This is a genomic window from Marinomonas epiphytica (assembly GCF_054780655.1).
Genome location: NZ_BAAGVX010000004.1, coordinates 180244 through 199980, shown reverse-complemented (window position 1 = coordinate 199980; position 19737 = coordinate 180244). Strand labels below are relative to the sequence as shown.

Annotated in this window: 21 protein-coding genes; 8 read left to right on the top strand and 13 right to left on the bottom strand. The window is 44.0% G+C overall.

Annotated features, from left to right (window positions below; all coding sequences use genetic code 11):
• Positions 1-109: 109 nt before the first annotated feature.
• The 3 genes from dnaG to rpsU all read right to left on the bottom strand — a co-directional run bounded on the left by dnaG (position 110) and on the right by rpsU (position 2886).
• Entirely contained in the window at positions 110-2089 is a 1980-nt protein-coding gene (gene dnaG, locus ACYVGZ_RS02835; protein WP_460750918.1) for a DNA primase, read from the bottom strand.
• A 4-nt stretch (positions 2090-2093) separates the two neighbouring features.
• Positions 2094-2540, bottom strand: coding sequence for a GatB/YqeY domain-containing protein (locus ACYVGZ_RS02830; RefSeq protein ID WP_460750915.1), 447 nt, complete (start codon positions 2538-2540; stop codon positions 2094-2096).
• Positions 2541-2670: 130 nt separating this feature from the next.
• The gene (gene rpsU / locus ACYVGZ_RS02825; protein WP_009835737.1) at positions 2671-2886 is read right to left on the bottom strand and encodes a 30S ribosomal protein S21; all 216 of its coding nucleotides are present in this window, start codon (positions 2884-2886) and stop codon (positions 2671-2673) included.
• Positions 2887-3257: 371 nt separating this feature from the next.
• Between rpsU and tsaD the strand changes: the two genes are divergently transcribed.
• A complete protein-coding gene (gene tsaD / locus ACYVGZ_RS02820) occupies positions 3258-4295 on the top strand; it encodes a tRNA (adenosine(37)-N6)-threonylcarbamoyltransferase complex transferase subunit TsaD (RefSeq protein ID WP_460750911.1) in 1038 nt (345 codons plus the stop codon).
• Positions 4296-4652 (top strand): dihydroneopterin aldolase, encoded by a 357-nt coding sequence (gene folB, locus ACYVGZ_RS02815; RefSeq protein WP_460750909.1) that lies wholly within the window; start codon positions 4296-4298, stop codon positions 4650-4652. It begins immediately after the preceding gene.
• Here the strand turns inward: folB and ACYVGZ_RS02810 are convergent.
• The 8 genes from ACYVGZ_RS02810 to ACYVGZ_RS02775 are packed head-to-tail and all read right to left on the bottom strand — an operon-like array spanning position 4640 to position 12595.
• Positions 4640-5740, bottom strand: a complete 1101-nt coding sequence (locus tag ACYVGZ_RS02810) for a tRNA nucleotidyltransferase (protein WP_460750906.1) — start codon at positions 5738-5740, stop codon at positions 4640-4642. The two genes, folB and ACYVGZ_RS02810, sit on opposite strands and share 13 nt — an antisense overlap.
• A 9-nt stretch (positions 5741-5749) precedes the next feature.
• Positions 5750-6070, bottom strand: coding sequence for a thiosulfate sulfurtransferase GlpE (gene glpE, locus ACYVGZ_RS02805; protein WP_460750903.1), 321 nt, complete (start codon positions 6068-6070; stop codon positions 5750-5752).
• Positions 6067-6894 (bottom strand): symmetrical bis(5'-nucleosyl)-tetraphosphatase, encoded by an 828-nt coding sequence (locus tag ACYVGZ_RS02800; protein WP_460750900.1) that lies wholly within the window; start codon positions 6892-6894, stop codon positions 6067-6069. The genes glpE and ACYVGZ_RS02800 overlap by 4 nt, the downstream gene beginning before the upstream one ends.
• A 7-nt stretch (positions 6895-6901) precedes the next feature.
• Positions 6902-7276: a Co2+/Mg2+ efflux protein ApaG gene (apaG, locus tag ACYVGZ_RS02795; protein ID WP_460750897.1), complete on the bottom strand. Its 375-nt coding sequence runs from the start codon at positions 7274-7276 to the stop codon at positions 6902-6904.
• Position 7277: 1 nt separating this feature from the next.
• Positions 7278-8078: a 16S rRNA (adenine(1518)-N(6)/adenine(1519)-N(6))-dimethyltransferase RsmA gene (rsmA, locus tag ACYVGZ_RS02790; RefSeq protein WP_460750894.1), complete on the bottom strand. Its 801-nt coding sequence runs from the start codon at positions 8076-8078 to the stop codon at positions 7278-7280.
• Entirely contained in the window at positions 8075-9088 is a 1014-nt protein-coding gene (pdxA, locus tag ACYVGZ_RS02785; RefSeq protein ID WP_460750892.1) for a 4-hydroxythreonine-4-phosphate dehydrogenase PdxA, read from the bottom strand. Before pdxA ends, rsmA begins: the two co-directional genes overlap by 4 nt.
• 8 nt (positions 9089-9096) lie before the next feature.
• Complete coding sequence (locus ACYVGZ_RS02780) at positions 9097-10350, bottom strand: peptidylprolyl isomerase (protein WP_460750889.1); 1254 nt, start codon at positions 10348-10350, stop codon at positions 9097-9099.
• A gap of 1 nt (position 10351) precedes the next feature.
• Positions 10352-12595: an LPS-assembly protein LptD gene (locus ACYVGZ_RS02775; RefSeq protein ID WP_460750886.1), complete on the bottom strand. Its 2244-nt coding sequence runs from the start codon at positions 12593-12595 to the stop codon at positions 10352-10354.
• Positions 12596-12724: 129 nt separating this feature from the next.
• On the opposite strand from ACYVGZ_RS02775, the gene djlA reads away from it, so the two are divergent.
• Positions 12725-13513: a co-chaperone DjlA gene (djlA, locus tag ACYVGZ_RS02770; protein ID WP_460750883.1), complete on the top strand. Its 789-nt coding sequence runs from the start codon at positions 12725-12727 to the stop codon at positions 13511-13513.
• 17 nt (positions 13514-13530) lie between these two features.
• On the opposite strand, the gene ACYVGZ_RS02765 is transcribed toward djlA, so the two are convergent.
• Positions 13531-14436 carry a DUF3530 family protein gene (locus ACYVGZ_RS02765; protein WP_460750880.1) on the bottom strand — a complete coding sequence of 302 codons (906 nt, stop codon included), beginning with the start codon at positions 14434-14436 and terminating at the stop codon, positions 13531-13533.
• 76 nt (positions 14437-14512) lie between these two features.
• Here ACYVGZ_RS02765 and rpe point away from each other — a divergent pair, with 76 nt between their 5' ends.
• Together rpe and ACYVGZ_RS02755 are read left to right on the top strand one after the other, a co-directional pair.
• On the top strand, positions 14513-15184 hold the full coding sequence (gene rpe, locus ACYVGZ_RS02760) for a ribulose-phosphate 3-epimerase (protein ID WP_460750938.1): 672 nt from the start codon (positions 14513-14515) through the stop codon (positions 15182-15184).
• A gap of 3 nt (positions 15185-15187) precedes the next feature.
• On the top strand, positions 15188-15868 hold the full coding sequence (locus tag ACYVGZ_RS02755) for a phosphoglycolate phosphatase (RefSeq protein ID WP_460750877.1): 681 nt from the start codon (positions 15188-15190) through the stop codon (positions 15866-15868).
• A 49-nt stretch (positions 15869-15917) separates the two neighbouring features.
• Here the strand turns inward: ACYVGZ_RS02755 and ACYVGZ_RS02750 are convergent, their stop codons facing one another.
• Positions 15918-17030, bottom strand: a complete 1113-nt coding sequence (locus ACYVGZ_RS02750; protein WP_460750875.1) for a mechanosensitive ion channel family protein — start codon at positions 17028-17030, stop codon at positions 15918-15920.
• Between the two features lie 234 nt (positions 17031-17264).
• Here ACYVGZ_RS02750 and ACYVGZ_RS02745 point away from each other — a divergent pair, with 234 nt between their 5' ends.
• From ACYVGZ_RS02745 to trpC, 3 genes are read left to right on the top strand one after another with little or no spacing between them, the layout of a single operon-like run.
• A complete protein-coding gene (locus ACYVGZ_RS02745; RefSeq protein WP_460750872.1) occupies positions 17265-17843 on the top strand; it encodes an anthranilate synthase component II in 579 nt (192 codons plus the stop codon).
• A gap of 9 nt (positions 17844-17852) precedes the next feature.
• Positions 17853-18893 carry an anthranilate phosphoribosyltransferase gene (gene trpD, locus ACYVGZ_RS02740; protein ID WP_460750870.1) on the top strand — a complete coding sequence of 347 codons (1041 nt, stop codon included), beginning with the start codon at positions 17853-17855 and terminating at the stop codon, positions 18891-18893.
• A 14-nt stretch (positions 18894-18907) separates the two neighbouring features.
• Entirely contained in the window at positions 18908-19720 is an 813-nt protein-coding gene (trpC, locus tag ACYVGZ_RS02735) for an indole-3-glycerol phosphate synthase TrpC (protein ID WP_460750866.1), read from the top strand.
• The last annotated feature ends 17 nt before the right edge of the window (positions 19721-19737 follow it).

Genomic DNA, 19737 nt, shown 5'->3' with positions numbered 1-19737 from the left:
ACAACCTATCATTGAAATTTGTTTGGAATTTGCAAGCAGCGGATTATACCAAAAATATTGACTTTTATCCAGATTTTCGCTGTTTTTTAACCAACTAATCGGGGAAAAATTAAGATTTCTTCTGACGAATCATTTCCATCAGTTTTAATAATTCTTGCTTGCTTCTCGTATCCTTTATGGATTCATTGCCCTTGTTTTTCAACCTTTCAATGCTGCTATTTAATCCCAAATTGTTTTCTAAAGATAAAACCATGTCAGAAACTTCTTGCTCGGCATGGGTAATCTTAAGTTTTGTAGCGGCATCTGGGTGGTTGAGCAGGTCAAAGAGACGATTAAGCTCTTCCATGTTTTGAGTCTGACTAATGAAATGGCCGACATTTTTTTCTGGCTGTTTACAAAAAAATCGCCAAGCGCGGCAAAAAAGCTGCAGGTCTTGATCAGCCTGGTTAATCAGAGGGTCCGGAATGTCGATGTTTTTGGCTATATGTGGATGCAGAAGTAAGCATAGGGTAGCTTGTTTGGTGCGGTTTAATCCTGCTGGTGCAGGAGGGAGATGCTCGTCCTTCTGCTTTTTCCCAAAGCGCTTTTTAGATCTAGGTTTAAAACTGTTTTCTAGACCTGTTGAAGTCGGTGCTGGGTAGGCGTCGTATTCAGCTTGGTAGTTAGAATAACCTTCGTCTGCATAGGCCATGTCTTCATAGTTAGCATTGGGAAGGTAATCTTGTTCTGTTCCTATCGGCGAAGGTGTTGAGCTCTCGACTTGGGTTGCACCTTGATTGCGAAGAGGCTTTAGTTTCGTGTGTTCAAGGGTCTCTTGGTCTATGCCAGACTGTTCGCTGAGCTGTCTTAAAATCACTGAGCGTAAAGTGAGCTCTTGGGGCAGCTGGCGAATCATACCCATAGCGTTGCGTGTGTATTGAGCTTCACCTTCTTCGTCAGCTAATGTGACCTGATTGCGTGCATGCTCAAATAATACGTGAGCCAATGAATGAGCATCGTCAAGGCGAGCGTTAAATGCGTCTCTGCCTTCTTTGCGGACCAGTGAATCAGGGTCTTCCCCTTCCGGTAAAAATAAAAAGCGCACTTGCTTTTCATCTTGCATTACCGGCAGTGCTGCCTCTAGCCCTCTTATGGCGGCGGCTCGGCCTGCTTTGTCACCATCAAAACAAAGCACAACCTTACTGACTAGTTTGAATAGCTTACGAATATGCTGACTGTTTACCGATGTCCCAAGAGTGGCGACGGCATTAGTAATGCCGTGCTGAGCCAGCACGATAACATCCATGTAGCCTTCGACAACGAGTATTTGATCCAAAACTTTGGTGTTCTGTTTGGCTTCAAATAAACCGTAAAGTTCTTGGTTTTTTTGAAATACAGGGGTCTCTGGTGAGTTTAAGTATTTGGGCTTCTCATCCCCAAATGCTCGGCCACCAAAAGCAATCACACGACCACGGCTGTCTCGAATCGGAAAAATAATGCGATCTCGAAAGCGGTCATAAAAATGGCCTGCTTGATCTTTTTTCTCTATAAGCATGCCGCCAAGCAATAGCTGTTCTTGGCTTTCGGCCCGAGTACCCACTTGTTTGAGTAAGTTGTCCCAGCCTGGGGGGGCAAAACCTAACCCAAATACCTTGGCAATTTGCCCAGATAGGCCGCGATCTTTTGACAAGTAGTCAGTCGCTTTTGCTTTTTGGGGGTGTGTAATAAGTTGCTGCTGATAGAACTGGGCGCTCTCAGAAAGGCGTTTTAAAAGTTCAGCGTTTTGTTCGTACCTGTCAGGAGCTCCTTGTTCTTTTGGTACTTCCATGCCTGCGTCTTTAGCAAGCGTCTCGACCGCGTCAACAAAGTCCATGTGGTCATGATCCATAACAAACGAAATGGCGTTGCCACCGGCTCCACAGCCGAAGCAATAGTAGAATTGTTTGTTTGGATTAACGCTAAAAGAAGGGCTTTTCTCATTATGAAAAGGGCAAAGGGCAGTGTAGTTCTGCCCTGTTTTTTTCAAGCTAATACGGGACGCCACCACATCCGTTAAATCGGTGCGAGCAAGTAGCTCATCGATAAATTGGTCTGGTATGCGTCCTGCCATAAAACTAGCCTAGTTGTGCTTTAACTTGTTTGCTTATTTGCCCCATGTCAGCGCGGCCTTGAGCCTGTGGCTTAACAATGGCCATAACAGCGCCCATTTGTTGCATAGAGGTTGCGCCTGTTTCGGTAATGGCAGCTTTAACAATTTGGGCAATTTCATCATCCGTTAACGGTGTCGGTAAGAATTCGCTAATGATGACCATTTCCTCTTGCTCTACCTGAGCAAGGTCTTCGCGACCACCATCAAGGAATTGTTGAGTAGAGTCTTTGCGTTGTTTATTCATTTTATCAAGAATGGCGAGCACGCGAGCATCGTCAAGTTCAATGCGCTCGTCTACTTCTACTTTTTTACATTCCGCTAGGATGTTGCGAATAACAGTAACACGCTGCTTTTCTTTTGCTCGCATTGCAGTTTTTAATGTATCAGAAATGTGTTTTTTCAGGTCAGACATGGAATCCTCTCAAGTATTTTAAGCAAAAAAAACGGCTAGTTAATTTAACTAGCCGTTTTTATAAGCCTAAACGCCGCTGGCGTCTAGACTAACATTTGTTTTTTGCAAAAATGCCAAACGGCAGTTTAGCCTAGTACAAACGTTGGAATTTTTTCTGCTCACGAGAAACTTTCTTAGCGTGACGCTTAACAGCAGCAGCTGCTGCGCGCTTGCGAAGAGTTGTTGGTTTTTCGTAGCATTCACGACGACGAACTTCAGCCAAAACGCCTGCTTTTTCACAAGAACGTTTGAAGCGACGTAGAGCGATGTCAAATGGTTCGTTATCTTTAACTTTAACTGCTGGCATGATGTTACCTTTCAATAATAATGTTTAAATTTAAGTGTTCACAAAAACGGCGTGAATCATACTTGTATTTCGTTCTGTATTCAAAGCGCGTTTTGTGTGCAGAGTGAGACGAAATAAAACGTCATTTTTCTACCCTGTACAGACCAATCACGTCTGTTTGATGTGCATTCTTTTATAAGGGTGTTTGTCTCTGGTAGTGTCAAAAAAACCTCACAAACGCGAAAAATCACCTGCCTTTTAAATTCTAAATATTGAAAACGCGCGCATTATAACGACCAGATAAGGTTTTGTCCAATATTTAAGTGGTCACTGCCTGCACAGGCGTAACGATTCAGGTACAATGCGGGCAATGATAAAATGAGATAGCTGCAATGAAAGTCTTGGGATTAGAAACCTCCTGCGATGAAACAGGAATCGCAATATACGATACTGACAACGGCCTATTGGCGCATACTATTTATTCTCAAATTGCTCAGCATGCTGAATATGGCGGTGTGGTTCCTGAGTTGGCATCGCGTGATCATGTGCGAAAAACTTTGCCATTAATTGATGAAGTGCTGGAGCAAGCAGGTATAACTAAAAAAGAACTGGATGCCATTGCCTACACAAGTGGTCCTGGCCTGGTGGGTGCTTTAATGGCCGGAGCAACAATTGGTCGCTCTTTGGCCTTAGCCTTAAATATTCCTGCTTTGGGTGTGCATCACATGGAAGGCCATTTGTTAGCGCCTATGCTGGAAGAAACACAACCGAAAATGCCTTTTATTGCGCTGCTGGTATCAGGAGGGCACACGCAACTTGTTCGTGTTGACGGTATTGGCGAATATAAGCTTCTTGGTCAGTCATTAGATGATGCCGCAGGTGAGGCTTTTGATAAAGCCGCTAAAATGATTGGTCTACCGTACCCTGGTGGTCCTCAAATTGCTGCACTGGCAAAACAAGGTAACCCGAACTCGGGATTGAAATATCCACGTCCAATGACGGATCGGCCTGGATTAGATTTTAGCTTTAGTGGTTTAAAAACCGCGTTTTTAACTTCAGTGCACGATGCTTTGGATGAAGACCGCTGTGATGAAGCGTTTAAAGCCAACGCCGCTTACGCTTTTCAGTCTGCTGTGGTAGATACCTTAGTCATTAAGTGCCGACGTGCGTTGGAATCAGAAGGTCTAACGCAATTGATCATTGCCGGTGGGGTGAGCGCCAATAAACATTTGCGTGAGCAACTGGAGAAGCAGTTAAAAAAGATACGTGGCAACGTCTTTTATGCCCGTCCCGAATTTTGTACGGATAACGGAGCCATGATTGCCTATGCTGGGGCACAACGATTATTGAAAGGGCAAACCTCGAATCTTGAGTTGTCAATAAAAGCACGCTGGCCATTGTCTGATTTACCGTCTATTAAGGAGAGCTAGATGCAAGACGTTGTTTTTATTGAAGGGTTACAGGCAAAAGCCGTCATCGGTGTTTACGATTGGGAGAAACAAATTCAGCAGGATTTGCTATTCGATCTTGAAATGTATCATGACAATCAGGCCCCAGCTAAAACAGATGATTTAGCTTTGACCCTAGATTACGAAGCGATCTCAAACCATATTTTAGCATTTTGTCAGCAACGCCAATTTGAACTAATCGAAACCTTAGCCGAAGTGCTGGTGGCGGAGTTGATAGACATTTTCTCTCTGACTGACGTCACCCTCACTTTGAAAAAGCCTGCAGCCGTGCCTCAAGCAAAGGCGGTAGGTGTTCGGATTCGACGTCAGGCGCAGTAAACAAACGGGTGATTAGATTGCTTTAAGGCTGCTACGCGAGTGGCCTTCAAAGCCGCCCCAAGTTCTGCACCTGCTAAGCCTTCCTTCATCAGTTTAGCAGCATTAACACTTGCAACGGTTGCCCTTAAGTTCAGCCATGTTTGAGGCGTTGTTTGAGTTGCTAGGCTAAGGGTTTCAATGAGCTTTTCAAAAGGCTGAGGCTTTTTAACTGCAGCCACCTTGGTCAACCAAGTTTCCCATTCCTGTGCACTCATTTTTGTACTTTGGTTTTCTAAAAAGCCCCTTACTTGTTCGGCCAGTAATTTGTACTGGTTGGGAGCTTTAATTCTTTGGTGCAGTCGGATTAATTGCGCTAGCGGTGTATTGCTCGTCGCCAATGCCCAGCGCTGGGCCCCAGATAGGTGATGCGTATCCGTTAGGGTAAGTAAATTGCTCTTAGGCTCCCAAATTAGTTCTGGAAAGGTGTCTGGAAGGGCATGAGCGGTCAGTAAAGTATTAAAATACTGTGATGCCTCGGAGCATGACAAAGCCTTTTCTGTTTCTTTCCAAACGCGCTCAGGGGTTAAGCTCTGCAACTCTCCTGAAGTGCTAATGGCTTGCATTAATGTCAGAGTGTCAGGTGCAATCGTAAACTGAAATGAGTGGAGGCGTGCGCTAAAGCGAGCCGCTCGTAATACTCTTAATGGATCTTCAATAAAGGCACTTGATACGTGTCGTAATAAGCGCTTAGCAATGTCTTTTTGGCCGTCAAAGGGGTCTATTAACGTGCCATCTTCACCTTGAGCAATGGCATTGATGGTGAGGTCTCGCCTTGCAAGGTCTTCGGTTAGAGGAATATCTGGAGAGAAATCGCAAATAAACCCTGTGTATCCCTGGCCTTGTTTTTTTTCGCGCCTTGCTAGAGCGTATTCTTCTTTACTTTTTGGGTGAAGGAAAACAGGAAATTGTTTGCCGACCTGTTGATACCCCTGCCGTTCCAGCTGCTCTGGGGTAGCGCCCGTGACAACCCAATCTCTATCGATCACTGGAATACCTAATAGCTGATCTCGAACAGCGCCACCAACGAGGTAAATCTGATAATTAGGCATGTGTAGTAACTAGATGCTCATTTCGCATTGTTCGGGGAACATGGCACTCCACTGGCTAAAGCCGCCATTAAGTGAATATACGTCTTTAAAGCCTTGAGCAGCTAAATATTCCGCGGCGCCTTTACTGCTATTGCCGTGGTAACAGCAGACAATAACCGGAGTGTCTTTGTTGGTATTGCTAATAAAGTCACCCACATTGTCGTTATTCAAGCTAATCGCATCGCTGATATGGCTGGTTTGAAAGCTTGCTTGGTCTCGAATATCAACAATAATTGCTTCGTTTTCAATAAGTGGGAGCGCATCAGCAATGTCGATACAGGTATAAGTCATGAAATCTTCCAGTCAGTTGAACAAGGTGTACAAAATCTTTCTTTATCTTCTAATCGTAACGCAGTTAAGCTGCCACCCCAAACGCATCCGGTATCAAGAGCGTGGATGTTCGTTATATATGAGATACCTTCTAGTGCGGCCCAATGGCCGAAGGTGACGTGTGTCGAAGAAGGAAGTTTAGAAGGGTGATTAAACCAAGGTGCATAACCGTCAATGGTGGTATCGGGGGACTCTTTTGATTTTAGGTCCAGCTTGCTGTTTACATCGCAAAAGCGCATACGTGTTAAATAATTAGTAATGCACCTTAGTCTTTCGATTCCTTCTAAGTCATCTCGCCATGTAGCGGGTTTATTACCATACATATTAGCAAAGAACGACATATATTGGTCTCCCTGCAGCGCACGCTCTACTTCTCTGGCAAGGGCGATGGTTTGTTCAAGTGTCCAACAAGGAGGAACGCCTGCGTGAGTCATAATGGTGTCTTGCTGGGCATCATAATGACATAACGGTAGGTGTCTTAGCCATTCAATTAAATCGTCTCTGTCACTAGCAGAAAGAATTTCCATTAAAGTGTCACTGCGCTTTAAAGAGCCGTGGCCATAGGCTACGGCGAGTAAGTGCAGGTCGTGGTTACCCAAAATAGAAATAGCACTATCACCGAGAGATTTGATGAATCTTAGTGTTTCGAGTGACTCTGGTCCTCTGTTGATCAGGTCACCAGCAAACCAAAGGGTGTCTTTGTCTTGCTGGAACTGAATCATCTCAAGCAGTTTTATGAGAGGCGTTAAGCAGCCTTGAACATCACCAATTACATAGGTTGACATAGTGTTGTTAATGAACCTTGTTGGGAACAGATAAAGTAAAAGGTCGAATTGGAGCGCTGAAAACGGTGCCATCATCGCCAATAAATTGGTAACTGCCTTCCATGATGCCCACAACGGTCTCTAGGATGGTACCGCTTGTGTATTGAAACGACTCTCCAGCCGCTAAATAAGGGAATTCGCCTACCACCCCTTCCCCTTTAACTTCTTGCACTTGCTGGTCGCCGTTAGTGATGACCCAATGGCGGCTTTGAAGCTTTGCTGACTCGCTGCCGCAATTGGTAATAGTAATGTGGTACGCAAAGACATAGCGTGATGCTTCAGGGTTCGATTGTTGTGCTAAATATTCAGTGCGCACTGTAACGGCGATGTCGTGCTTTAACATGTTAGGCATCCTTAGCGAGGACTAGGTTTGTAATCCTTACAAAGTCGGCTACATCAAGTCTTTCTGGGCGCAAGCCTGGGTCAATGTTAAGAGTCTCAAAGTCGTCACTATCAAGCACCCCTTTAAAGTTATTTCTTAGAGTTTTGCGGCGCTGATGAAAGCCAATTCGCACAATGTCTTCGAGCTTTTTAACATCGTTCGCGACGTGAGGCAAAGTTTTATGAGGTGTCATACGGACAATGGCCGAGTCCACTTTTGGTGCTGGATCGAATGACTCGGGACCTACCACAAACAAAAAGTCTACAGCACAATAATATTGAGCCATCACACTTAAGCGGCCATAGAGGCTGTCGCCAGGACGTGCTGCAAGACGATCTACTACTTCTTTTTGCAGCATGAAGTGCATGTCTTCAATGATTTTTGCTTGGCTTAATAAATGAAAAATCAATGGCGTTGAAATATTGTAAGGAAGGTTGCCAACAACACGAATGGTTTCGTCGTCAGAAACAAGTGATGAGAAGTCAAACTTCATAGCATCGGCTTCGTGTACAGTAAGGCCTGGGTAACGAAAAAGATTTACTTTTAAAATAGGGATCAGATCACGGTCTAATTCCACCACATCCATGCTTTTAGTGACGCTAATAATGCCTTCAGTTAATGCTCCTTTACCTGGACCAATTTCAACAATACGTTGGCCTTTTTTGGGGGCAATGCAGGCAACGATTCGGCGGATAATGCCTAAGTCATGTAGGAAGTTTTGTCCAAAACGTTTTCTGGCTTTATGTGCTTGTGGTCTGCTCATTGAGAATTATTTTTCGCATTAATTGCCATATCTATGGCATGTTGAATGGCCACTTTAAGGCTACCGTTATTAGCTTCGCCTTTGCCAGCTAGGTCGGTTGCTGTGCCGTGGTCCACGGAAGTTCGAATAATGGGTAAGCCTAATGTAATGTTCACGGCATTACCAAATCCTGAGTATTTTAACACAGGTAAGCCTTGATCGTGATACATGGCTAAAACGCAGTCCGCATTTTCTAAATATTTTGGTGTGAACAAGGTATCCGCTGGTAAGGGGCCCTCTAGGTGTAGTCCCTGCTGACGAAGTTTTTCAAGGGTGGGGTTGATAATACGAATTTCTTCATCCCCTAAATGGCCACCTTCTCCAGCATGGGGGTTGAGTCCACAAACGAGAATTTTAGGTTGTTCTAAACCAAAGCGATCTTTTAAGTCATGATGTAATGCAAGGGCCACTCTACTTATCGTTTCTTCTGTAATAGCTGAGGAAACATCCTTCAAAGGTAAGTGAGTGGTTACTAATGCAACTTTCATGGCTTGCGATGCTAGCATCATGACCACGTGAGGTGAATTACACAAGTTTTGGAAAAATTCAGTGTGACCAGAGAAGTGAGTGCCGGTTTCACATAATACGCCCTTATGAACAGGCGGCGTGACCACTGCCTCAAAGAGGCCGTCTAGACACGCTTGACCAGCGTATCTTAGTGTTTCTAACACATAAGGACTATTACGGACATCTAATTGGCCAGCAACAACAGGGGCGGGCAGATGAATGGGTAATACCCACACCATACCTCGTTCATGAAGTAAAACGTCAGTTGCACTTTCTGCTACCTGAATCGTAACAGCAAGACCAAGCAACTGAGCTCTTTGTGTTAGCAAATCTGGATCCGCCAGTACAACGAGCCGAGCAGGGAAGCTCTGCTCAGCAAGAGCGCTCAGGATTATGTCGGGCCCGATACCCGCCGGCTCACCAGATGTAATGGCAATAATTGGGTTATGTGTAGTTGTTGTCATTCGTTAATCTACGACTCTTTACGATCAATAAAGGCATCGGCTCTTAGTTCTTCTAGCCAATTGCTCAGCACAATGTCACGCTTTTGGGCAGTTAGAGCTTGCTCTGCGTTACTGCGCTTCACTTGTTCGCTCACGTCCGTATCACGACGACCTTCTACTTCAAGGATGTGCCAGCCAAATTGTGTTTTGAAAGGGCGGCTGTATTTGCCAACAGACGTACTGTTCATCATTTCTTCAAACTCTGGCACCATGGTACCAGGAGTCACCCAACCTAGGTCACCGCCTTGTAAAGTGGAGCCTTGGTCTTCACTGTTTTCTTTCGCTAAAGTGGCAAAGTCTGCGCCGCTTTGTAGTTGTTGGTAAAGGTCGTTGGCTAGAGCTTGGGTTTGTTTGTCTGACCTAATTTCATTTGGGCGAACGAGTAAATGACGAGTCTTGGTTTGCTTTTGGAGAGTGGTATCTGGGTTGCGCTTTTCAATTACCCACAGTAAGTGAAAACCTGCGTTACTTTGCAGTGGCCCTACTAAGGACGTTTGTGCTGTGCCAAGGGCTCTCACGAATAACGGCGGTAATTGGCTAAGAGGGCGCCAACCAAGGTCACCGCCTTGAATAGCAAATTGGCCTTGTGAATGAGCTAATGCTTGTTCAATAAAGTCTGCTTCACTGTTAATTTTACTGGCAATGTCTGAAATTTCTTGTTGAGCCTTAGCTGGGTCTGAGCCGCGGATAATAAGATGGCGCAAGTGAACCTGCTCTTTTTCCTTACTTAAAGAAGTAGATGAATTAAGGTAATCCTCGATTTCTTGTTCTGTGATCGAAATACGTCGTTTTACGATCTCATTCTTAATGGTGTTGATGAGTATTTCTTGTTCTATTTGATCTCTATAGCGAATAAAACTAATACCTTGTTGCTGTAGAATGTTTTTAAGCCCCGCTAGATCTGTTTGAAAGTTTTGAGCGACACCTAAAATGGCATTATCTACTTCACGGCTGGAAGGGCGCATGCCTATTTTACGAGCATAATTCGCTTGTAGGATTTCGTCGATCATCTGATTAACAATCTGGCGACGAATATTGGGTGTCATTTGTCCACCCGGTACTCGCTCCTTGATGATCTGAAAGCGAGCGTTAATGTCACTTTCTAATAATGCTTGTGAATCAACAATAGCGACAATGCCATCAAGTTTTTTAGGTTGAGCTGATGCGCTTTGAAAAGGGGCGCATAAAAGAAAAATGGCTGATAGTAGTGTAAGAAACTTCATTTTAGTATCCGATGTTACCTTGGTTCCAATAGTCGTCTGCAATACTGGATTCGTCGTTCGAGCGTCCAACAGTGCTTAAACTGCGTAAAATAAATTGTAAATAAATGCCGCGATTACGTTCACTGTCGTCGTCAAGCCAGTCTTGGTAGCTTAAAGACACTTTGACACAGCAGTTTTCATAACCGAACCCTAACACTTGTTTGCTGGCCTCTTCTTCCAAAAAATCATAAGTATATTGATTAAACATGGTCCAATTTTGGTTAAGAGGCAGGATGGTGCTTATGTTAGCTTGTTTTGCATCATCGTCTGAATCTGAATTGTCTAAACTGTATAGATAACTCAAGTTAACGCGAATCTCATCAGTAGGTTTCATCCCCACAATTATTTGCGCTAACTCAGTGCTGTTGTTATCTAAGTCATAGTTTAAATTGGCTGTTAGGCTATAGCGATCTCCTTGGTAACTTGTTGAGGTAAGTAGGTCGCTATGACTCGCACTATCTACGGCGCTGCCTTCATCTGTATCACCACTAATATCAACATAGCGGTCTTCTAAATAAAAGACCTGGCCAGCTTTGAATGACCATCTTTCCTTATTGTTGACATCATACAGACTGCTTTCTAACCCTAAGGTGATTTGTTCGGTGTCGCCTATGCGGTCATTACCGCTAAAGCGCTGGTGGCTAAAAGCTTGAGCATAAGTGAGAGTGGGCTCACTGGCGTCGAAGTCTGGGATGTCATCTTGATCTTTATAGGGAGCATTTAAATAGCTAAGCTTTGGTATAAGGGTCTGACGCCAAAGGTTTTTATTCAGCACGACACGTCGTTCGAACGCAACACTCGAATCAAAATAGCCACTAACATGAGAAAGTGATGTGGCGCTGTCAGAGCCTGTGTAGCTATTAACTTCATAGTCCCTATATTGGGCTAGAATGCCAGGAGAAAAGCTTCCCCAGGTATTGCTAAAGTCCAGGCTTATATCTTGATTCAGAACCTGCCTTTGGCCGTCAAAGTTGTCTTCAGCAGGGTCGTAAAAGTCCGTGTATTGTGCGGCAATACTGTAATCATAAAGAGTGTCTGCTAAGCGATAAGATGCATCCAAGCGTGGTAGCCAATCAAAAGGTTCATCATTACTTGTGTCGGGTGTGAAGTAGCTGCGGTGAGTAAGCTTAGTAGCGAAATTGCCCTCGTTAAAGGCAAGAAATACGCTTCGCTCATAGTCATCTTTTTCTCCAATAGACGTGCTATTAGCTTCAGGGTATTGGTCTGCTGTGGGGTTGTCTTCTAAGGTCACTCCAGCGCTGAACTGTTTATTAAAGTTTAAATCTGATGTGAGCTTTTGTAGTGTTTGCTCACCTTCGTCGTTATCATCAAAAGTAGATTGTTCAAACGTGGTTTCATCATATTTACCAAGGTGTCTAACTTCTAAATCTAACCCCTCGCCTTTATGTTGAATGTAGTTTGGAGTGATGGTGGCGTCATAGTTGGGTGCGATGTTCCAATAGAAGGGCGCCGAAAAGCTCAATCCATTATTGCTGGAATAACCAAAACTTGGGAATAAAAAACCGCTCTGACGACGGTCGTCTATAGGAAAGCGAATCCAAGGAAAGTAAAACACAGGTACATTAAGCACATGAATTCGAACATGTTTTGCCGTCCCGAATCCAGTTGTTGGATTGAGCTCTATAGAGCTTCCGTATAGTTTCCAACTTTCGTCATTGGGTTCACAGCTGGTATAAAATCCCTCTTCAATAAACACAACGCCGTTAAGGTCTCGAGTAAACGTCTGCGATGCGCCACGTAAACCGCTTTGGTAGTCTAAAAAAGTAGCGTTACTAAAAGTGGTCGGCTGGTCAGGTGTGCTGGATATAAAGCTTTGCTCACTGCGAATGAGTTGATTGTTATTGCGTAAGCTTACATTGCCGTCTGCTCGATAAAACTCGCCTGGTACACCTTCAATAGCGTCAGCTGCTAAGGTTGAATCCGGTTGTTTTATAATGGCGTTGCCGTGTAATTGGAAAAAACCGTTTTCGTCACGGTTCATAGTATCTGCTTCAAGCTGGGTGTTGCTTGTCTCTGTGGCATGCCAGCTATTTATGTAACTGCCTTGACAGTAACGACCTAGTTGGGCCTGTTGCTCTGAGCTCAGCGATTCTTTCGGCACCCAATCCCATTGATCCGCTTGGGCAAGGGGAAGAATGAAAAGACTATGCAAAAATAAGGTGCTGGGGCGTAAATACTTAGCCATACAGGGTATACTTGTCTACCAATATTGATTGTCTGAGACTGAGCTCTAAATAAAGAAGAACCCTCGTTGGTTTTAGATGATAATCTAAGCTGGCCTTTTGGGGCTATAAAATAATGGAGAAATATCAACATGTGGAAAATAGTGTGCGCTATTTTGGGTTTTATCTTACTCAACGTAATAGGAGCCGTGTTGGGCTTTATTGTCGGCAGCATGTTGGACAAGTCGCAGGCGAAAGGTCGTTTGGGCGCAGGGTTAGGTCGTGGCAATTTACGTTTACAGCAAGAGACATTTTTCCGAACCTTATTTCTCTTAATGGGGCGTTTAGCCAAGTCTGATGGGCAGGTCTCTGCTGCGGAAATTCAATTGGCACAAGCGGTTATGCAGCGTTTACGTCTTTCTCCTGCTGCGCAAGAACAAGCTAAAAAGCTGTTTAATGAAGGTAAGAGCGAGAATTTTGATTATGTGCCTGTCCTCAATCAGTTTAAAGAAATTGTAGGGCCGGGAGATTTAACCCGAACACTGTTGGAAATTTTATTGGTGTCAGCTTATGCCGATGGCCATTTTAGTGTGGAAGAGAAAACCCTAGTATCGCAGGTGTGCGCCCACTTAGGTGTCAGTGTGGCAGAGTTTGAATATTTACACTTACAAGTAAAACAACAAGCTCATTTCCGTCAGGGGTATCAAACAGCGGGTGGGGAAAGTTCAAAAGACTTATTAAAGTCTGCCTATGATGCTTTAGGTGTTAAACCTGAAATGTCTGACGCTGAAATCAAAAAGGCTTATCGTAAACTGATGAGCCAAAATCACCCAGATAAACTGTCGGCTCAAGGCTTGCCAGATGAAATGATCGCCTTGGCTAAGGAAAAAACACAAGAGATTCAATCAGCTTACGAACTGATTAAAAAGTCTCGTAAGTAAAATTGTAAATGCAAGGGCTAATAAAATAGCCCTTTTGAAAATGTAGGTAAGTTATGCCTTTGGCTTATCTGACTGGTATTTTGCTTTAAAAAACCTCTAACCCTTTGAACCAGCGCTTGCGGGTCTTGAGCAAAGCTGCCTTCTTGCGCTGATTGTAGAGCGATATATTGCCACTTTTGGGGCTGCCTTTGGTTGGCCGCTTGCTCTCTCCACAAAGCGAATTGATCGCTTTGTACCCGCTTCGTATTAGGGTAAAGATCTAAAATGGGGGCGTTGATCTTACTAATGGTTTGCGCGAGTTGATAGGTGTTAACGCCATTTGGTGTTTCACTGTCCACTAAGATCAGACTTTGAATGTTCCTCGGAGCGTTGCTCATAAAGGCTAAAGCATAACTGGCTCCGGTTTTACTTCCTAATAACGCGAGATTACTCACATTTTGCTCGGCCATAAAATTAATGGCGGATTGAATGCGAGAAAAAGCCAGTTCCTGATTAGCCAAAGGGGGGAGCTCGTCAGGAGGGATGGATGCAATGACCGGAGGCATTGCTTCACCACGAGGGGTGATGTCTGGTAATTCAATCGATAATGTACACCAGCTGTAGTTGGGTAAAGCGTTGCGCACTGGTGCAATGGTGTCTGGCCAATCTGGGTGCTCGTTATCGGAAGAGAGTAAGAGTAAACAGCCTTGGCTTGAAAGGGTGCGGCTTGGAATGAAAAGGCTTAAAAACTCTGCACCTTCAGCCTCTAAGGATTTTATTTGGTGTCCTAGTCCGCGCTTTTCTAAACTGGAAACTAATGCTGCAATACGTGCTTTTTGAGGGGTGGGTTGCACTCTCTCTTGATTATCTTGAGCCCAAGCCAGATTACAAAAAAGTGCGAGAAGTGGGAAGCTGAATAGCTTTGTTAGCGTTTTTTTCTTCATCGTGTTGAATACTTCTACGAGTGGCCTTGGTAACATGTGTATGAATATGTTTATTGTGTCATTGCTGGAGCCAGATATGAATGACTTTTTTATTGCCCCCTCTATCTTGTCTGCTGACTTTGCCCGTTTAGGGGAGGAAGTCGACCAAGTGCTTGAGGCTGGAGCCGACATAATTCATTTTGATGTAATGGATAACCATTATGTGCCTAATTTAACGATTGGACCTATGGTATGCAAAGCGTTGCGTAAGCATGGCGTTACCGCTCCAATTGACGTGCACCTCATGGTTAAACCGGTTGATCGTTTAATAGGAGATTTTATTGAAGCTGGTGCGTCATACATTACCTTTCACCCTGAAGCAAGTGAGCACATTGACCGCTCATTACAAATGATTAAAGACGGTGGCTGTAAAGCTGGTTTGGTGTTTAACCCTGCTACTCCCTTGCATCACTTAAAACATGTCTTAGATAAAGTCGATATTGTTTTACTTATGTCCGTTAACCCTGGGTTTGGTGGTCAGTCATTTATTCCAGGGACCTTGGATAAACTTCGTGAAGCGAGAGCTTTGATAGATGAAAGCGGTTATAACATTCGTTTAGAAGTAGATGGTGGTGTTAGCGAAAAGAATATAGCGGAAATCGCAGCAGCGGGTGCGGACACCTTTGTTGCGGGGTCGGCCATCTATGGGAAAGACGACTACAAACAAGTTATCGATGCAATGCGCAGCGAACTGGCGAAAGTGAGATAATTAATGAAAACGCCGAGGTATTTTTCGAAATGGTTTGAAGGTTGGCCGCAATTAGTGTGTTTAGATTTAGATGGTACGTTAGTTGATAGTGTGCCAGATATTGCAAAAGCAGTAGATGCGTTCTTGGTTGAGCTCGGTGCTTCTCCTGCCACAGAACAAAGAGTGCGTAGTTGGGTAGGTTTTGGTTCTGCCAAACTCATTCAGCAAGCTTTACAGTGGGCAGATTTAGATGAGGGGTTATTTGATCAAGCCTACGAAATTTTCCTGCGTCATTACCATCAACATTTGACTGATGAGACTGCCTTGTATCCAAATGTCTTATCACTATTAAAAGCCTTTAAACATCACGGCGTGCCAGTTGCGCTTATTACCAACAAACCGAGTGTGTTTGTAAAGCCAATGACAGACAAATTTGCTTTAACAGAGCATTTTGGGTGGTTGTTAGGTGGTGACACACTTGAAGAGAAGAAGCCTTCTGCTTTGCCTTTGCTACACTGCAGTGAAGCAATAGAAGCAAGCCCTGAGCAGTGTTTGATGGTTGGCGACTCTATTACGGACTTTCGCGCGGCACAAGCAGCGGGGTTTAAGTGCGCTTTGGTTACCTATGGTTATAATCAAGGTGTAGATCTTGCTTCGTTGGGCGCTGATGCAATAATTGATGATTTGGCTGAATTGCTAATCTGATAAATAGGGAGCCAAGAAAGGTATTCTTGGCTCCCTATATAGTGGTTTGTTAAGCTGGCTTCTGCGCCTCCGCATTTACTTTGTCTTCTACATGGGCCATATGGATGGTCTGTGTAGGGAAGGCAACCTGAGCTCCGTGTGACTCAATAATCTCAATTACTTTAAACAAAACATCTTGCTTGACGTTGTGATAGGTGCGCCAATCCGTGGTCTTTGTAAAAGTGTAAATAAAGAAGTCTAAAGAAGAGGGGCCAAACTGATTAAAATTCACCATATAAATCTGGTTGGTGTCTAAGTCAGGATGCTGCGCGATCATGTCTTTTACTTCCGCTAAAATTGTCGGTAAGAGGCTAATGTCGTCATAACGTACCCCAATGGTTTCTTTAATACGGCGGTGGGACATGCGCGACGGGTTTTCTACTGAAATCAGTGAAAAGGTAGAGTTAGGCACATACAGCGGGCGTTTATCGAAGGTTCTAATACGAGTCTGGCGCCAGCCGATGTGTTCTACCGTTCCTTCAATGTTTTGATCAGGAGAGCGTACCCAGTCGCCGATGGCGAATGGTCGGTCTAAATAAATCATTAAGCCACCGAAGAAGTTAGCTAATAAATCCTTGGCCGCAAAACCGACCGCAATACCACCTATTCCCCCAAAGGCCAATACCCCTGAGACGCTATAGCCTAAAGACTGTAAGATAACTAAAACCGACGTGATAATGATGGCCGCTTTTAATAATTTGCTGATGGCACTTGCCGTCGTGTAGTCGACTTTGTTTTTGACCTTGCTGGAGCTGGTTAAGGCTTTTTCAGCGCCACTAATACAGCGAAGTACAAACCAGGTGAGGAGGACAATGACACCCACTTCCCGAATAAGGCTGATGATAGTGGAAAAACTTGGGTCTAACTCTGATTCCGATATTTCTGCCGCAACACTTAAACCCGCAAGCCAGGTGAAAATGCCTAAAGGTTTTTTGGCTGCTTCTAAGAGTACGTTATCCCAAGGCGTCTTTGTACGCTCAAGTTGCTTATCTATGCGAGACAATAAACGAGTCACGAAAAAATTTATAAAAAGAGTGAGTAGAACGACGATAAACACACGAACTATCCAGTTCATATCAGTATCACCAAGTCCTAGGTAAAACTGTAGGCTTTCCCAAGTCATTATTAGCCTCTATTGTTAATGAAGATGTAGGTTAGAAGGCTATGCTATGTACAATCAGTGCATATTTAAAGGCCAATTCATTAGAAAACCATAAAACTTGCAACTTTTAACGGTATGTTTTCGATCGTTTGCTGCGATAATTAGTGCCTGCTTGCGTATAGAGTCTTTAAAGGCAGGCGACAGCCTGTATAACTCAGTGTAAAATTGCCGTTTTGTTTAGATGATCCAACCTATATGCTCCTGCTGATCGACAATTATGATTCTTTCACTTACAACCTTGTGCAGTATTTTCGAGAATTAGATGCTGAGGTGATGGTTGTTCGTAATGATGAAGTGAGCCTTACAGATATTGAGACGCTTGCACCAACCCATTTGGTTATTTCTCCAGGGCCATGTACACCAAATGAGGCTGGTATTTCACTGGCTGCGATTAAACACTTCTCTGGTAAACTGCCTATTTTAGGCATTTGCTTAGGTCATCAAAGTATTGCGCAAGTCTTTGGTGGAAAGGTAATTCGTGCTAAAAAGGTAATGCATGGAAAAACGTCTTTAGTACATCATTTAAACACGTCTGTTTTTACTGATATTGCTAACCCACACACGGCTACTCGTTACCATTCGCTAGTTGTGGAACAAAGTACACTGCCTGATTGCTTAGAAGTGACAGCGTGGACGCAAAATGACTCACAAGGAATAGATGAAATAATGGGAATACGTCATAAAGAATATGATATTGAAGGTGTACAGTTTCATCCAGAATCTATATTAACGGAAGCAGGTCATACCCTGCTTGCCAACTTTTTGACACGATAGGAGACTTGAGTGGATATTCAACAAGCGATTGCTACGGTAATTGAAGGCAAAGATCTTACTGGCGAACAGATGCGTCAGGTTATGAGCGATATTATGACAGGCAAAACCACCCCAGCTCAAATTGGTGGTTTCCTAATCGGGCTAAGAATGAAAGGCGAAAGCGTTGCGGAAATCATTGCTGCTGCTCAGGTTATGCGTGAGCTCTCTTCGAAAGTCGACCTACAGCTCAATCATGTTGTTGACACCTGTGGCACAGGAGGCGATGGCGGCAATTTATTTAATGTATCAACGGCATCTGCCTTTGTTGTTGCTGCAGCTGGAGGTAAAGTAGCAAAACACGGGGGACGGTCAGTGTCTTCCAAGTCTGGCAGTGCAGATGTGCTCGAAGAGGCAGGAATATATCTGGGGCTCTCTGCTGAGCAGGTATGTCGAAGTGTAGAGGAAATTGGCTTGGGCTTTATGTTTGCACCAAATCATCACTCGGCTATGAAGTATGCTATCGGCCCGCGTAAAGAAATGGCAACACGGACTATCTTTAACTTGCTGGGGCCTTTAACTAACCCTGCTAACGCGAAAAACCAAGTCATGGGCGTATTTGATAGAAAATGGGTGCGACCTATTGCAGAAGTGCTAAAAGCATTGGGTAGCAACCATGTAATGGTCGTACACTCGCAAGATGGCCTTGATGAAATCAGTTTGTCTGCGCCGACCTATGTTGCCGAGCTCAAACAAGGTGAAATACAGGAGTATACTATCTCTCCTGAAAGTTTCGGCATTCCAATACAACCTTTAAATGATTTACAAGCCTATGATGCGAAAGGTAGCCTCGGTCTAATAAAAACGGCTTTGGAAGGAAAAGGTCAGGTGAACCCTGCGAGAGATATTGTTGCTTTAAATGCTGGTGCTGCAATTTATGTTAGTGGCGTTGCTGATACGCTAACAGAAGGTGTGCAGATAGCAGAAGATGTTATTGGTAGTGGTATGGCAAAAATTAAACTGTCTGAGTTAGCGAGCTTTACTCGTTGCTTTAAACCTTCAGAAGCTAATTAAAGGGAGTATCGCGAATGCAAGTTGAAACGCCAACTATTCTAAAAAAAATAGTGGCTCGTAAGTTTGAAGAGATTGCTGAAAGAAAAAGTCGCTCTTCTTATGAAAGCCTTGAAATGGCCGCTTCTGTTGCCAATGTTCATAACGCTCCAAGAGGCTTTGCAGCGGCTTTAAAGAGCAAGGTTGCTGACCATAAAGCCGCGGTGATTGCAGAGATTAAAAAAGCATCGCCTAGTAAAGGTATATTGCGTGACCCGTTTGTTCCGACTGATATTGCAAAGTCTTACGAAAAAGCAGGTGCTGCCTGCTTATCTGTCTTAACAGACCGAGACTTTTTCCAAGGTCATGAAGATTACCTAGTGCAAGTAAGAGAGTCTTGTAAACTTCCTGTTATTCGCAAAGACTTTATTGTTGATGAATATCAGGTCCTTGAAGCTCGTTCAATAGGTGCGGACTGTATTCTATTGATCGCGGCCTGTTTAGGCCCAGAAAAAATGCAAGCCTTAGATATCATGGCAAGAGATCTTGGTATGGATGTTCTGGTTGAAGTTCATAATCGCCCTGAATTGGAACTTGCACTTGAATATACTCAAACAGAATTGTTAGGTATTAATAATCGTGATTTACATAGTTTCGAGCTGAGTCTAGATCATACCTTCGAGTTACTAGATAGTATTCCAAAAGAGCGTTTTGTTGTGACCGAGAGTGGCATTCATACTCGTGCAGACGTTGCAGCCATGCGTGAAAAAGACGTGCACGCGTTTTTGGTGGGGGAAGCTTTTATGCGCGCAAGTAACCCTGGAAATAAATTGGCTGAGCTTTTTCAGTAATATAAATTAGGTATTGA

Excerpts from the sequence above, each read along its gene's own strand:
- rsmA (WP_460750894.1), bottom strand. The coding sequence starts at position 8,078 with ATGAGCAGACCACAAGCACATAAAGCCAGAAAACGTTTTGGACAAAAC.
- apaG (WP_460750897.1), bottom strand. The coding sequence starts at position 7,276 with ATGTTAAAGCACGACATCGCCGTTACAGTGCGCACTGAATATTTAGCA.
- ACYVGZ_RS02750 (WP_460750875.1), bottom strand. The coding sequence starts at position 17,030 with ATGACTTGGGAAAGCCTACAGTTTTACCTAGGACTTGGTGATACTGAT.
- tsaD (WP_460750911.1), top strand. The coding sequence starts at position 3,258 with ATGAAAGTCTTGGGATTAGAAACCTCCTGCGATGAAACAGGAATCGCA.
- ACYVGZ_RS02780 (WP_460750889.1), bottom strand. The coding sequence starts at position 10,350 with ATGAAGTTTCTTACACTACTATCAGCCATTTTTCTTTTATGCGCCCCT.
- rpe (WP_460750938.1), top strand. The coding sequence starts at position 14,513 with ATGAATGACTTTTTTATTGCCCCCTCTATCTTGTCTGCTGACTTTGCC.
- ACYVGZ_RS02755 (WP_460750877.1), top strand. The coding sequence starts at position 15,188 with ATGAAAACGCCGAGGTATTTTTCGAAATGGTTTGAAGGTTGGCCGCAA.
- glpE (WP_460750903.1), bottom strand. The coding sequence starts at position 6,070 with ATGACTTATACCTGTATCGACATTGCTGATGCGCTCCCACTTATTGAA.
- pdxA (WP_460750892.1), bottom strand. The coding sequence starts at position 9,088 with ATGACAACAACTACACATAACCCAATTATTGCCATTACATCTGGTGAG.
- folB (WP_460750909.1), top strand. The coding sequence starts at position 4,296 with ATGCAAGACGTTGTTTTTATTGAAGGGTTACAGGCAAAAGCCGTCATC.
- rpsU (WP_009835737.1), bottom strand. The coding sequence starts at position 2,886 with ATGCCAGCAGTTAAAGTTAAAGATAACGAACCATTTGACATCGCTCTA.
- ACYVGZ_RS02810 (WP_460750906.1), bottom strand. The coding sequence starts at position 5,740 with ATGCCTAATTATCAGATTTACCTCGTTGGTGGCGCTGTTCGAGATCAG.
- ACYVGZ_RS02830 (WP_460750915.1), bottom strand. The coding sequence starts at position 2,540 with ATGTCTGACCTGAAAAAACACATTTCTGATACATTAAAAACTGCAATG.
- ACYVGZ_RS02745 (WP_460750872.1), top strand. The coding sequence starts at position 17,265 with ATGCTCCTGCTGATCGACAATTATGATTCTTTCACTTACAACCTTGTG.
- ACYVGZ_RS02800 (WP_460750900.1), bottom strand. The coding sequence starts at position 6,894 with ATGTCAACCTATGTAATTGGTGATGTTCAAGGCTGCTTAACGCCTCTC.
- trpC (WP_460750866.1), top strand. The coding sequence starts at position 18,908 with ATGCAAGTTGAAACGCCAACTATTCTAAAAAAAATAGTGGCTCGTAAG.
- ACYVGZ_RS02765 (WP_460750880.1), bottom strand. The coding sequence starts at position 14,436 with ATGAAGAAAAAAACGCTAACAAAGCTATTCAGCTTCCCACTTCTCGCA.
- djlA (WP_460750883.1), top strand. The coding sequence starts at position 12,725 with ATGTGGAAAATAGTGTGCGCTATTTTGGGTTTTATCTTACTCAACGTA.
- dnaG (WP_460750918.1), bottom strand. The coding sequence starts at position 2,089 with ATGGCAGGACGCATACCAGACCAATTTATCGATGAGCTACTTGCTCGC.
- ACYVGZ_RS02775 (WP_460750886.1), bottom strand. The coding sequence starts at position 12,595 with ATGGCTAAGTATTTACGCCCCAGCACCTTATTTTTGCATAGTCTTTTC.